Source organism: Ferrimonas kyonanensis DSM 18153 (genome assembly GCF_000425405.1).
Taxonomy (GTDB): domain Bacteria; phylum Pseudomonadota; class Gammaproteobacteria; order Enterobacterales; family Shewanellaceae; genus Ferrimonas; species Ferrimonas kyonanensis.
The window spans coordinates 19,314-32,681 of the sequence record NZ_KE384365.1 but is presented as its reverse complement, the minus strand read 5'-3'; the positions used below and the strand labels follow the sequence as shown (position 1 = coordinate 32,681).

Below are 13,368 nucleotides of genomic sequence, written 5' to 3'. Positions count from 1 at the left end.
GTGAAATGACACTTATTTGCAATGACGATGATAACGCCAGTGCGGGCAAGATCACGTAACCGCTGACAGCGGCCGAATAATGACATTTTCATTGCCGGAAAGATGAGACCGGAGTGGCAGTTTCAGATGAGTGAAATTAATTCGAGGAGTATTATTCGTCGTTTGTCGGCAACGACAATTGGGGGCAAAATGGCCACCTCGTTGATTAAGCAATCAGTGTTAGAGTCAATGAACGCGCCGAGTAATACAGGTAAGTGTTTATTCAGTGTGTGAGTGTTTTCAGTTTCATCCAGTTTGATTTAAATGCAAGTCGGGGTGGTGGTGTTTTCTTGTGTCGGGACACCATCAATTGAGGCCCCATTTGCTGCTTAAGTTTGGCAGGTCAATATTTTGACCTGCCTTTTTTTTGCCTGACATTTGAACCGGCAGCTTAGCGGGTTGTCCTTTCCAGGCTGTATAGCCACTCAATCTCCTTTGACCACAAACTGTCGTCGATGGTCTCCAGTACCATGGGAATCTCATCGGTAGCCGGGTGGTTCATTAAGAACTGAAACACCTCCGTGCCCATCTCCCCCTGTTGCAGGCTGTGGTGACGGTCAACTCGACTGCCCAGGGTGGACTTACTGCCATTGAGGTGCATGGCGCTCAGGTACTTCAAACCCACTACGCTATCAAATTCTGCAAACGTGGCCCGGCAGGCCTCGAGGCTGGAGAGGTCGTACCCGGCGGCGAAGGTATGGCAGGTATCCAGGCAAACACCGACGCGGCTGCGATCCTCGACCGCATCGATGATGGCGGCCAGGTGTTCGAAGCGGTGGCCCATGTTGGAGCCCTGACCGGCGGTATTCTCAATGACGGCGGTGACTCCCTCTGTGGCGTCCAGGGCCTGATTGATGGAGTCGCTGATCAGGCGAAGGCAATGGGCTTCGGGAATCTGCCTCAGGTGGCTACCGGGATGAAAATTTAGCAGCGACAGTCCCAGTTGCTGACAGCGTTGCATCTCATCCACAAACGCATCCCGGGAGCGGGCCAGCGCATCCGGATCTGGGTGGCCGAGATTAATCAGATAGCTGTCGTGGGGCAGGATGTGGGCAGGAGCGATGCCGACGTTAAGGCAGTTGCTTTTGAATGCGTGGATGCTTTCGTCGGTCAGCGGTTTGGCCTGCCAACGACGTTGGTTTTTGGTAAAAAGGGCAAAGGCTTTGGCGTTAATGGCGGCGGCATTCAGCGGCGCATTTTCAACGCCACCCTGTGCACTGACGTGGGCTCCGATCCGTCTCATGGTCTGGGTTGGCTAAGGAATGGTACCGGGATCCTAGGGGTTTGCGACAAGTGAATCAATTGCTCAATGATAAAGGGTTGTTTATGCTTTGCGTTTTCTTAATCTGAGGCTGAAAATGGGCAAGGATTGGCAGGAGGTTGTCGACCGTGAGCGGCAACAGACTTACTTCGAGGAGATGCAGGCCAGACTGGCAACCCTGAGGCAGTCTGGCGTGGCGGTCTACCCGGCAGACGATCAGGTGCTGGCGGCATTGACCCTGACGCCTCTGCAGCAGGTGCAGGTCGTGATCCTGGGGCAGGATCCCTACCATGGCCCCGGTCAGGCTCATGGGCTGAGTTTTTCGGTGCCCGATGGCGTGAAGGTGCCCCCTTCGCTGCGGAACATCTTCAAAGAGTTGCACCGGGATGTCGATGATTTCGCTATTCCATCCCAGGGGAACCTCAGTGATTGGGCCAGGCAGGGCGTCTTGTTGTTGAACACCGTGTTAACCGTGGAGCAGGGGCGGGCTCACTCCCATGCCAGGCTGGGCTGGGAGCGGTTTACCGATGCCTTGCTGGCGGAGTTGAATCAGGGGCCTCGCCCGGTGGTGTTTATGTTGTGGGGCGCCCATGCTCAGAAAAAAGGTCGGGCGCTGGATTCGGATAAGCACCTGATTTTGAAGGCTCCACACCCTTCTCCGCTTTCGGCCCATCGTGGTTTTTTGGGGTGTGGTCATTTTTCAAAAGCCAACGAGTGGCTGATGCAACAGGGACGTAAACCCATCTGCTGGCAGCTTTGATCTGAGTCAACGAAGCTTCAGGTTAATCAGCGATGGGTTACTGGATGTCACTTAAAGTTAACTACTATTAGTTAAAGCGATTATTAGGGGGAATGCCATGCTGGCCAGGATCCACACCGACCACAAACACATTCTCACCCTGCTACGGGTGTTGTCAGGCAAGGCCAAGAGTTTGCGGGAGGGGCAGGAGGTCAATCTGACCTTGATCCGCGATGTGGTGCACTATCTGCTTCAATACGCCGATACCAGCCATCACCCGATGGAGGACATCCTGTATCGGTATTATCTGGAAAAGAAAGGGGTTGAAGAGCAGGTCAGCCAACTGGAAGTGGAGCATCAGTCATTGCGGGTGGCCACCGAGGAGTTGTTGGACACCCTGAGCATGATCCTCAATGACGCCGTGGTTCCCCGGGACAAGTTGATTACCGACGTTGAGCGCTTCGTGCGCATGCAGACCCGTCATCTGGAGTATGAAGAGAGCAAGATTCTGCCGATGCTCGAAGCCAGCTTTGATGATGACGACTGGAAGCAGGTGGATCAGTTGGTGGCGTCGAAACTGGTGGAAGATCCTCTGTTTGGCCGCGGCAGCGAACAGGAGTTTGAAGACCTGCGCAATTACCTGGCCGATGCCGACGGCTAGAACGCAGTCGAAGGCAGCAAAAAGCCCCGCATCGCGGGGCTTTTTTAATGGGTCAGGCTTCGATTGATTCCCAATCTGGCTCGTATGAGAAGTCGATTCCCTGTAGCTCTTTTTCAAGACGATGCCGCTCTTTCAAGGCTTCAATCTCTCGCCACTTGCGCTTCTTGTTGGTCCTTGTTCGAGTCGGCTTTTCCACAACTGTGCCCAGTGGTGAGCCGTAATCCAACCTTTCCATAGGTCCCCTCCTCAGCTTGCCTCAGTGATTCCGGTATACCATAGCCGGATTTCAGTATGCAACTTATATGTTGCAAAAAGGTTGCGCCTGAAGGGGTGAATTCGTCGGTCTAAATCTCCCCTTTGCGGAAGATCTTAATCAGCTCGACGGTCGAGGCATCCTGATTCAACTTGGGAGTGGCACTTTCCAGGTCATCTAATACCGAATTGCCCAGCACCTTGCCAAGTTCCACTCCCCACTGATCGAAGGAGTTGATCTGCCAAATTACACCCTGGACAAAGGTGCGGTGTTCATAGAGTGCAACCAGTGCGCCGAGGGTGGCCGGAGTCAGTTTGTCCATCAGCAGGGTGTTGCTGGGTTTATTGCCCGGCATCACTTTATGCGGCGCCAGTGTCTCGGCGGCTTGTGGGTCGATGCCTTTGTCCAGCAGTTCCTGACGGGCTTCCTCCAGGGTTTTTCCGGCCATCAGAGCCTGGGTTTGTCCAAAGCAGTTTGCGGCCAGCATGGCGTGGTGGCGGCCCAGAGGGTTATGGCTGTTCAGTGGCAGGATAAAGTCGGCGGGAATGATGCCGCTGCCCTGATGAATCAACTGGTGGTAGGCGTGTTGGCCGTTGGTGCCTTCGCCGCCCCAGATGACCGGGCCGGTGTGGTAGTCCACCGATTGGTTGTGGTTGTCGACGCCCTTGCCGTTGCTCTCCATATCCAATTGTTGAATGTAGGCAGGCAGGCCGCGCAGGTAGTGGTCGTAGGTCAGCACCACATGGCTGCCGGAGTCAAAGAAGTTGGTGTACCACACCGCCATCATTGCCATCATCACCGGCATGTTCTGGGTAACCGGTGCGCTCCTGAAGTGGTTATCCATGGCTTCGGCACCGTCGAGCAGGTGGCGGAACTGTTCAAAGCCAATCTGCAGGGCAATGGGCAGGCCAATGGCGGACCACATGGAGTAACGGCCACCCACCCAATCCCACATCGGGAAGATGTTGTCGGCGTCGATGCCAAACTGGATGGCAGCCGGCACATTGGAGGTCACCGCGACAAAATGCTGGCCGATGGCCTCTTCCGGGCCACCGTTGGCCATGAACCAGTCTCTGGCTGTGAGGGTGTTGGTGAGGGTTTCCTGGGTGGTGAACGACTTTGACGACATCACAAACAGGGTGGTTTCCGGGTTCAGCTTCTTCAGTTTTTCGCTGATGGCGGTACCGTCGACGTTGGCGACGTAGTGGCAGTTCAGACCTTTGCGCCAATAGGGCTTCAGGGCTTCGGCCATGATTTTCGGTCCCAGGAAGGAGCCGCCGATGCCGATGCTGACGATGTCGGTGAAGGGCTGGTCGGTATAGCCTCGCCACTCGCCCTGGTGAACCGAGGCCACAAAGGCGGCCATTTTATCCAGGGTAGAAGCGATCTCGGCGCGAACGTCTTCGCCGTCAACCAGCAGGGGGCTGGTGTCGTGGCTGCGCAGCGCCGTATGCAAGACTGCCCGCTGTTCGGTGTGGTTAACGGCAACGCCGTCAAACATCGCCTGACGTTGCTGCTCGAGCTGACACTCTTCGGCCAACTGTTCAAACAGTGACAGGGTTGCGTCGTTGAGGCGGTTTTTGGAGTAATCCAGCCGCAACCCGGCGGCACTGATGCCGTAGCGCTGGGCTCGGGCTGGATCGGACTCAAACATCGCCTTCATATGGCTCTGTTTGATCTCATCGGCGTGTTCTGTCAGGGCTTGCCAGGATGGCAGCGAGGTCAGGTTGCTCATGTCAGGTCCTCTAAAAACAGTAAGGCCCCCAATTGGGAGCCTATGGAATAGGGCGTGAATCAGCCCGCCAGACGCTCAGTCAGCATCGCTTCCAGCTTGTTCTGATCGATGGCAAAGTTGCGAATGCCTTCAGACAGCTTTTCGGTGGCCATGGCATCCTGGTTCATCTGCCAGCGGAACTCGGCCTCGGTGATGGGGGCCGGGCGGGCTTCCAGCTCGCCGCTGTAGCTGAGCTTGCGGCTGACCGGTGCTGAGCTTTGCTCCAGCTCTTCCAGCAAGCCCGGGCCGATGGTCAGGCGATCGCAGCCCGCCAGGGCCAGAATCTCACCGGTGTTGCGGAAGCTGGCACCCATGACCACGGTTTGGTAGCCATGACGTTTATAGTAGTCGTAGATGGCGCTGACCGAAACGACGCCCGGATCGGTGTCGGCGCTGTAAGATTCGCCGGTCTTGGCTTTGTACCAGTCGAGAATGCGGCCGACGAAAGGAGAGATTAGGAACACCCCGGCTTCGGCACAGGCACGGGCCTGGGCAAACCCAAATAGCAGCGTCAGGTTGCAGTTAATGCCCTGCTCCTCGAGGTGGCGGGCGGCTTGAATCCCTTCCCAGGTCGAAGCCAGTTTGATCAGGATGCGATCATTACTGATACCTGCTTCGTTATACAGGCGCATCAGCTTATTGGCCTTTTCGATCGAGCCTTTGCTGTCAAAGGAGAGACGAGCGTCCACTTCGGTGGAGATGCGTCCGGGAACGATCTTGAGAATCTCCAGACCGATGTTGACCGCAAGTTTGTCGGCGGCGTCTTCCAGTTGCTGGTCGGCGTCGTTGCTCTGCGCCTTGGCCCAGGCTACCGCATCTTCAATTAATGGTGCGTACTCAGGGATCTGCGCCGCTTTTAGAATCAGCGACGGGTTGGTGGTCGCGTCTTCAGGCTGGTAACGCTTGATCGCTTCGATGTCACCGGTATCCGCGACGATCGTCGTCAGCGCTTTTAATTGAGATAGAGCATTGGCCATAGGTGTTATTTCCATTACAACTGGGTGGGCGGACAGGCCCACCATTAAATGCGATTTTGTATTAATTGCCAACAATAAAGTAAGAAAATTACAGTAAGCCAGCCCGAAGGCTGGCCTGAGGCGATCTTATTTGTCGTCAATTCTGATAACCACTTTGCGGTCGGGCCGGTTTACAGCCGCGGCCGCATTGTCGGCACCCTGGCTGTCTACCTGCATGCGCTGGCTGTCTATCTGCCAGCGCTCGGCAAAGTAATCGGCGACGGCGTTGGCACGCCGAATCCCCAGTCTTTGATTGTAATCCACATTACCACTTTTATCTGCATGGCCGACAATAGTGGCAGTAAAATCGGGATATTGGCTCAGGAATTCGCCGATTGTATCGAGTTTGCCGGCTTCATCCTGTTCCAGAGTGTCGGAATCCAGGCCAAAATAGACCGCCTCTGCTGCCGGCAGGCTCGGGGCGACCACTGAGGCAACCACCGGAGGTTGCGGCTCGGGAGCCAGCGCCGGAGCCGGCGCCGGTGGTGGTGGCGGCGGCGGTGTCATGGAGCGCGCCTGCTGCTGTTTGCCGAAGCGATAGCTGAGTTCAAGGCCGTAATAATCGGCACTGACGGTATTGAAGCGGTTGCTGATCTCCATCTCATGATAATGACGGTATTTCGCGGCCAGCTTCAGGTTGTCGGTCAGGTGATAAGCAAACCCGACGCCATAATAGGGAGAGACATCGTCGTCGTCCTGAGACGGGGCCTGCTCCGGTGTGATTTCCAGGGTATACCAGTAGCCGCCGACTTCGGCATTGATGTCAAAGCGCTCGGTCAGCGGGTAGTTGCCCACCAGTCCGAGGCTGATGCCATCAGCCTCGGTTCGACGACCGGTCTGAGTGGATTGCCAATTGGCTTCCCCCAGGTTGTCGTATCCCAGTTCCAGGCCGACATAGTCGTTAAACAGGTAACCGGCGAACAGGTCGTAGGCGAAGTCGGTGTCATCACAATCCGTGGTCTGGCCATAGGTTTTCGGACAGACTCCGGCGTAGTTGGATTGCCCCAAACCAAACCCCAGATACCAGGGTTGCAGGTTAGCCTGGGCTGGCATAACCGCCAGGCCGGCCAGTAGCAGAGCGACAGGGCTCAGCGTGTGTGTTCTAGTCATCATCTAACTCCAGATTTTCCCTTATCTACAGGACTAGTTTTGCGAATTCGTACCATTAGGGTACGAACTCTATTAACAGTAGCTCTCCCAGGCGTAATCGCCAGTGATTTCTTGTGGTTTTTGTGATTGTTTTTCGCCATTTTGCAGCCACTTACGCTGAATTAAATTGAAATGGCCGAGTTTGACTCCCATTCGATGTTGTAACTAAATCGGGTGGCAATCTTGTTGGGGCGTTGTTTGCTTTTGGTGTGTTAAGTGTGGAAGGTCTGTTGCGCCACTGATAGGGCTGTGTTGCGTTGTGATCCTGGTCACGCGAATTTTCCGGAAACCTATGCTACTGTGCCGCTCCATCGCCTAAACCATTGTGGAAAAAATACCCAGTGGCTCAATCAATAACTACCTTATAAAAAGGGCGATAAGGCCATGAAAGGCCGCCATTTGGTTACGGAAAGATCCATTCATAGTGAGCCGTTCGCTATCGGACCGGCTAAACGACAAAGAAGAATTCCAATATGACTATTACAGCAGTTGCGGGTGCGTCTGCCCTGGAAGCCGTGAACGACGTTCTGGCTACAGCCACAGGCGCCATCAACTCGATATTGTGGAACCACATCCTTATCTACCTGTTGGTATTTGCCGGCCTGTTCTTCACCGTGCGGTTGGGGTTCATCCAGTTCCGCCGTCTGGGGCATGGGTTTCACTCGGTGTTCCATGGTCGTGAGACCGAGCACGGCATCTCCTCGTTCCAGGTGTTTTGTACCTCCATGGCTGCCCGAGTGGGCACCGGTAATATGGCGGGCATCGCGGTGGCCATCGTCGGTGGCGGTCCGGGTGCCATCTTCTGGATGTGGGTCATTGCCTTGCTAGGCATGTCCACGGCCTTTATCGAGGCCACCCTGGCTCAGCTGTTTAAGGTTGAGGACGAGGACGGCTTCTATCGCGGTGGACCAGCCTTCTACATGGAGAAGGGGCTGGGTCAACGCTGGATGGGGATCCTGTTCTCTATCTTCCTGATCATCGCCTTTGGTTTCGTGTTTAACGCCGTACAGGCCAACACCATCGCCGGTGCCATCGGTGGCGCCTTCGGCATCGACACCATGGTGCTGGGTGTGATTATGGTGGTGGCGACCGGCCTGATCATCGTTGGCGGCCTTAAGAAAGTGGCGCACGCTTCGGAGATCATTGTGCCCATCATGGCTGTGGTTTACCTGGCGGTCGCCCTGGTAGTGGTGCTGATGAACCTGGGCAAGGTGCCTGAGGCGCTGGGACTGATCATCGACAGTGCCTTCGGCCTGGAGCAGTTTGCCGGCGGTGCCCTGGGGGCCCTGATCATCGGTGCCAAGCGAGGGTTGTTCTCTAACGAAGCGGGTATGGGTTCTGCGGCCAGTGTGGCCGCCAGTGCCAACCCGAATCCTAAGCACCCGGCGTCTCAGGGCTTCATTCAGATGACCGGTGTCTTTGTTGATACCATCGTTATCTGTACCGCTTCGGCGGCCATCATCCTGTTGTCCGGCGTGCTGGATAACCCAGGTGATGCCTCTGGCATCGGTCTGTTGCAACTGGCTCTGACCAACGAGCTGGGCGGCTGGGCCAGCTATTTCATCGCCTTTGCCATTATTCTGTTCAGCTTCAGCTCCATCATTGCCAACTACAGCTATGCCGAGAACAACATCATGTTCCTCAATGGCAACACCAAAAAGGGGTTGATGCTGTTCCGTCTGGCGGTGTTGGCGATGGTGATGTTTGGCGCCATGGCGAAGGTGGCCGTAGTCTGGGATATGGCGGACGCTTCCATGGGACTGATGGCGGTGGTGAACATCGTGGCGATTCTGGCGCTGTCCGGGCTGGCGATCAAGCTGGCGAAAGATTACGTCGACCAACTGGATGCCGGCAAAACCCCGAGCTTTGATCCGGCCCGCTTCCCTGAGCTTAAGGGTAAGCTGGAAAAAGGGGTGTGGGATAAGTAACCCCTGGCGATGATTTAGCGATTGTCACTATCGAAAACCACGCCTCAGGGCGTGGTTTTTTTGTGGCTGGCGCGTTGTTATAGTGAGGGCTGACAAATTGAATATGGATGGCCCTATGCTGGCGGTTATTTCTCCTGCGAAAAATTTGGATTTTGAGTCTCAGGCCCCGAGTGATGGCTACAGCGAGGCGGAGTTGCTGGATGAGGCCGAGGCGCTGATTGAGGTGTGCCGCAAGCTGACGCCGGCGGATCTGGCGTCGCTGATGAAGCTGAGCGACAAGCTGGCTGGTCTGAATGTGGCTCGGTTTCAGCAGTGGCAGCGCCCCTTTACCGCGGACAATGCCAAACAGGCGATTTTTGCCTTTAATGGCGATGTTTATACCGGTTTCGATGCCGCCTCCTTGAGTGAGCAGGAACTGGCTTACACCCAGTCTCATCTGCGCATCTTGTCTGGATTGTATGGAGTACTGAAACCGCTGGATCGGATGCAGGCCTATCGGTTGGAGATGGGCACTAAGCTGGCTAACCCTCGTGGCAAGGACCTCTATGCTTTCTGGGGCAGTACCATTACCGATGCTCTGAACCGGACCCTGGCGGGAATGGACTCTCAAGTTGTGGTGAACCTGGCCTCCAATGAGTACTTCAAGGCGGTTAAACCGGCGTTGCTGAATGCTCAGGTGGTGACGCCGGTGTTTAAGGACTTTAAGAATGGCCAGTATAAAATCATCAGCTTCTATGCCAAGAAGGCGCGGGGCATGATGGCGCGCTTTATGGCTAGAGAGCAGGTGACTGAGTTGCAGCAACTGGAGGGCTTCAGCGAGGGAGGCTACCGCTTCAGTGCCGAGCAATCCGATGCCAACACCCTGGTTTTTTTGCGAGACCAGGTGTAGCCGCGACAAGGTTATAGAAAAAGGGGCCTCAGGCCCCTTTTTTTGTGGTTGCTTACTCGACCGGAGGTATCGGCCGCAGTGGCTGCTGGGCATTGGCCATCAACCAGGCATAGAGGGTATAGACGGCGGTGCTTTGACGCAGCGCCTCTGGATCCACCTTGTCCAGGGTGTCGTCGGCGGTATGGTGAAAATCGAAGTAGTCGGTGCCATCCAGCGCCAGTCCGGCCACCGGGACCCCGGCTTCGGGCAGGATGGAGACGTCCGGCCCGCCCCAGGAGGTGTTGCCACCGCGAGCGACGCCCAAGGGGGCCAGCAGCGTTGCCACCTGATCCATCATCGGCAGGGCGCTGTCATTGACGCGGCTGTCGAGGCGGTAGATCGGGCCGGCGCCAAAGTCCGCTTCGGCGGCGATGTAGAATTTGTCCAGCTCCTGTTGATGGGCGGCCTTGTAGGCCTTGGCACCCACCAGACCGACCTCTTCGGCGGCAAACAGCACCACCCGAATGGTGCGCTGGGGCCGCTTACCCCGCTCCAGAATGTGTTTGGCGGCCGCGGTGACAATGGCGACGCCGGCACCGTCGTCCAGTGCGCCGGTGCCTTCATCCCAGGAGTCCAGGTGCGCCCCGATCAGCACAATCTCGTCGGGGTAGTGACTGCCGGTGATCTCGGCAATGACGTTGTACGAGGTCTGAGGGCCGCGATCTTCGCTGCCCAGTTGCAGATTCACCCGCACCGGTTGCGAGCGTTTGAGCATTCGAGCCAGTTGATCGGCATCGGGGTTGGAGAGGGCGGCGGCGGGGATCTGGGTGACGCCGTCGGCGTAACGCATCATGCCGGTGTGGGCGAAGCGATGGCTGTCGGTGCCGACGCTGCGCAACATCATGGCGACGGCACCTTTACGGGCGGCTTCGACCGCGCCTTTTCCCCGGGCTTTGACCACCGGGCCATAGCCTCGTCCATCGCGGTAGCGCTCCATCTTGTTGTCGATGAACACGATTTTTCCCTCGACGTCGGCTCGCGGCGCGTCTATGAGCTGCTGTAGGTCGGCAAAGGCCACCACATCGGCTTCGACACCGGCGGTTGGGGTGCCGATGGAGTTGCCCAGGGCGCTGATCACCAGCGGTTGCGGAAACGGCGCGGTAATGCTGGCCTTGGCGTGGCCGCGATGCCAATGGGGAACGGTGACCGGCTCGGCGTAGACCCGATCGAAACCCAGCTCATTCAGGGTCCGCTTGGCCCAGGCCACGGCCCGCTTGTCGCCGTCGGTTCCCGGAAGGCGGGGCCCAACCTCGGTGGTGAGGGACTCCAGAATCTGCCAGGATTGGTGGCTGACCATCGCATGATGGCGAAGCTCCTCGGTGTGCTGCAGCACAGAATCGGAGAATGGGGTGGCGAGGGCGGTCTGGGCGGCCAGCAGGGCGGCAGACAGGGTCAGCGTCAGGCGCATGGGGTTCCTTGTAATCAGTGTTCCTTGGCCGGGCAATGTATCAAAAAAACTGCATCATGGGCAGGAGAGGCAAATCGGAGGTAAAAAAAAACCGGCCAAGGCCGGTTTTTACATCACAACAATCGAAACTCTTACAGAGCTTTGATTTGAGCAGCCATACGGCTCTTGTGACGGGCAGCTTTATTCTTGTGAATAAGGCCTTTAGTCGCCATGCGATCCAGGATCGGCATAACGGCATTAAATGCTTCGGTAGCGGCAGCTTTATCACCAGCGGCGATAGCAGCTACAGTTTTCTTCAGATAGGTGCGCAACATGGAGCGACGGCTAGCATTGTGCTGGCGACGCTTCTCAGATTGAATTGCACGCTTCTTAGCAGACTTGATGTTAGCCAAGGCAAACTCCTAAAAGACGGTGCTGTCGTATTTTCAAAGGCCGTGGAAAATACCGCTTTTATGGGGTAATGTCAATCTTACCGCACAAATAAGCGTCATCAAAATTCGGAGAAACTCCGAAGTTTGGCTTTCTTCCGGCCAACTAGTTTAAGATGGGGCGCAATTCTAGCAGCATTTTTTGTCGGGCAACAGGGGCGTGAGGTGATATTTATTAGCATCACCGAGGATTCGTCGAGCCCGTCTCAGGTTAAGAGCAGATTTCATTGAGTAAACAGTTATTGCGTTCCGGGGCTGTGGTCAGCGCCATGACCCTGATTTCCCGCGTGCTCGGCTTGGTTCGCGACGTGGTTGTGGCGAATCTGATGGGGGCCGGAGCCGCCGCCGACGTTTTTTTTCTGGCCAATAAAATTCCCAATTTTCTGCGTCGCCTGTTTGCTGAAGGGGCCTTCGCCCAGGCCTTTGTGCCGGTATTGACCGAGTATCGCCAGCAGGGCAGTGAGGATCAGGTGCGGCAGTTGATCGCCAAGGTCAGTGGCACCCTGGGCACCATAGTGACCCTGGTTACCCTGGTGGGGGTGGTGGCGTCCCCGGTTCTGGCGGCGCTGTTTGGCACCGGCTGGTTTGTGGCCTGGGTCAATGGCGAGCCGGACGGCGCCAAGTTTGAGATGGCCAGCCTGATGTTGAAGATCACCTTCCCCTATCTGTGGTTCATCACCTTTACCGCCTTGTCCGGGGCGATTCTGAATACCATTGGGAAATTTGCGGTCGCGGCCTTTACCCCGGTGTTCCTCAATGTGGCCATCATCGGCTGCGCCCTGTATCTGGCTCCGCAGTTGGCCCAGCCGGAGTTGGCGCTGGCGTGGGGGGTGTTCCTCGGTGGTTTGATTCAGTTTGTGTTTCAGTTGCCGTTTCTGCTGCGGGCCAAGGTGTTGGTGCGTCCCAGTTGGGGCTGGCATGACCCCGGGGTCACCAAGATTCGTACCTTAATGATACCGGCGATGTTCGGGGTGTCGGTGAGCCAGATCAACCTGCTGTTCGATACCCTGATCGCCAGTTTCCTGATGACCGGCTCCATCAGTTGGCTGTATTACTCCGACCGGCTGCTTGAGTTTCCTCTCGGCCTGTTTGGCATCGCCATTGCCACTGTGATCCTGCCGGCCCTGTCCCGTAAGCACGTAGACGCCAGTAGCCATGGTTTCGCCTCGACCATGGACTGGGGCATTCGCAGCGTGGTGCTGCTGGGGGTGCCGGCGGCGCTGGGGTTGATTGCCCTGGCCCAGCCGATGTTGATGGTGCTGTTTATGCGCGGCGAATTCAGTGTCTACGACAGCCAGATGGCGGCGGCCAGCTTGATGGCTTATGGCGGCGGTCTGCTTAGCTTTATGCTGGTGAAAGTGCTGGCACCCGGCTACTACTCGCGTCAGGATACCAAGACTCCGGTGCGTTACGGCATCATCGCCATGGTCAGTAACATGGGGTTCAATCTGCTGCTGGCCATCCCCTTCGGTTACGTGGGGTTGGCGATGGCAACCGCGGCGTCGGCGACACTCAATGCGCTGCTGCTGTATCGCGGCCTCAAGCGCCAGGGGGTGTTTGAACTGAGCGGCTCGACCTGGGGCTTTCTGATTCGGGTGCTGGTGGCCGGGGTGATCATGGCGGTCAGCGTGGCCTGGCTGTCTCCGGTTGAGGCGGCGTGGGTGGCGATGGAGTTTGTTACCCGCGCCCTGACTCTGGCGGCCTTGATCGGCGCCGGAGTGGTGGTGTATCTGCTGACGCTGTTAGTGATGGGGATCCGGCCGCGGGATTTGCGTGCAGTTTGA

Annotated in this window: 12 protein-coding genes; 5 read left to right on the top strand and 7 right to left on the bottom strand. The window is 56.7% G+C overall.

Annotated elements, in window-relative coordinates; translation table 11 throughout:
* Positions 1-430 precede the first annotated feature (430 nt).
* Positions 431-1,282, bottom strand: coding sequence for a deoxyribonuclease IV (gene nfo, locus H598_RS0117565; protein ID WP_028114169.1), 852 nt, complete (start codon positions 1,280-1,282; stop codon positions 431-433).
* 115 nt (positions 1,283-1,397) lie between these two features.
* On the opposite strand from nfo, the gene ung reads away from it, so the two are divergent.
* On the top strand, positions 1,398-2,060 hold the full coding sequence (gene ung, locus H598_RS0117560) for a uracil-DNA glycosylase (RefSeq protein WP_035416174.1): 663 nt from the start codon (positions 1,398-1,400) through the stop codon (positions 2,058-2,060).
* Positions 2,061-2,157: 97 nt separating this feature from the next.
* Complete coding sequence (locus H598_RS0117555) at positions 2,158-2,700, top strand: hemerythrin domain-containing protein (RefSeq protein ID WP_028114167.1); 543 nt, start codon at positions 2,158-2,160, stop codon at positions 2,698-2,700.
* Positions 2,701-2,752: 52 nt separating this feature from the next.
* Here H598_RS0117555 and H598_RS0117550 read toward each other — a convergent pair whose 3' ends face one another.
* The 4 genes from H598_RS0117550 to H598_RS25755 form a co-directional block, all read right to left on the bottom strand.
* A complete protein-coding gene (locus H598_RS0117550; protein WP_028114166.1) occupies positions 2,753-2,935 on the bottom strand; it encodes a DUF3545 family protein in 183 nt (60 codons plus the stop codon).
* A 109-nt stretch (positions 2,936-3,044) separates the two neighbouring features.
* Positions 3,045-4,688 carry a glucose-6-phosphate isomerase gene (pgi, locus tag H598_RS0117545; RefSeq protein WP_028114165.1) on the bottom strand — a complete coding sequence of 548 codons (1,644 nt, stop codon included), beginning with the start codon at positions 4,686-4,688 and terminating at the stop codon, positions 3,045-3,047.
* Positions 4,689-4,747: 59 nt separating this feature from the next.
* Complete coding sequence (gene tal, locus H598_RS0117540) at positions 4,748-5,704, bottom strand: transaldolase (RefSeq protein ID WP_028114164.1); 957 nt, start codon at positions 5,702-5,704, stop codon at positions 4,748-4,750.
* A 126-nt stretch (positions 5,705-5,830) separates the two neighbouring features.
* Entirely contained in the window at positions 5,831-6,856 is a 1,026-nt protein-coding gene (locus H598_RS25755; RefSeq protein WP_084144522.1) for an outer membrane beta-barrel protein, read from the bottom strand.
* Between the two features lie 509 nt (positions 6,857-7,365).
* Between H598_RS25755 and H598_RS0117530 the strand changes: the two genes are divergently transcribed.
* Both H598_RS0117530 and yaaA read left to right on the top strand, forming a co-directional pair.
* Positions 7,366-8,820: an alanine/glycine:cation symporter family protein gene (locus H598_RS0117530; protein WP_035416171.1), complete on the top strand. Its 1,455-nt coding sequence runs from the start codon at positions 7,366-7,368 to the stop codon at positions 8,818-8,820.
* 115 nt (positions 8,821-8,935) lie between these two features.
* Positions 8,936-9,709, top strand: coding sequence for a peroxide stress protein YaaA (yaaA, locus tag H598_RS0117525; protein ID WP_028114162.1), 774 nt, complete (start codon positions 8,936-8,938; stop codon positions 9,707-9,709).
* 52 nt (positions 9,710-9,761) lie between these two features.
* On the opposite strand, the gene H598_RS0117520 is transcribed toward yaaA, so the two are convergent.
* Together H598_RS0117520 and rpsT are read right to left on the bottom strand one after the other, a co-directional pair.
* A complete protein-coding gene (locus H598_RS0117520) occupies positions 9,762-11,156 on the bottom strand; it encodes a M20/M25/M40 family metallo-hydrolase (protein WP_051252835.1) in 1,395 nt (464 codons plus the stop codon).
* A gap of 131 nt (positions 11,157-11,287) precedes the next feature.
* A complete protein-coding gene (gene rpsT, locus H598_RS0117515) occupies positions 11,288-11,548 on the bottom strand; it encodes a 30S ribosomal protein S20 (protein WP_028114160.1) in 261 nt (86 codons plus the stop codon).
* Between the two features lie 263 nt (positions 11,549-11,811).
* On the opposite strand from rpsT, the gene murJ reads away from it, so the two are divergent.
* Positions 11,812-13,368 carry a murein biosynthesis integral membrane protein MurJ gene (gene murJ, locus H598_RS0117510; RefSeq protein ID WP_028114159.1) on the top strand — a complete coding sequence of 519 codons (1,557 nt, stop codon included), beginning with the start codon at positions 11,812-11,814 and terminating at the stop codon, positions 13,366-13,368.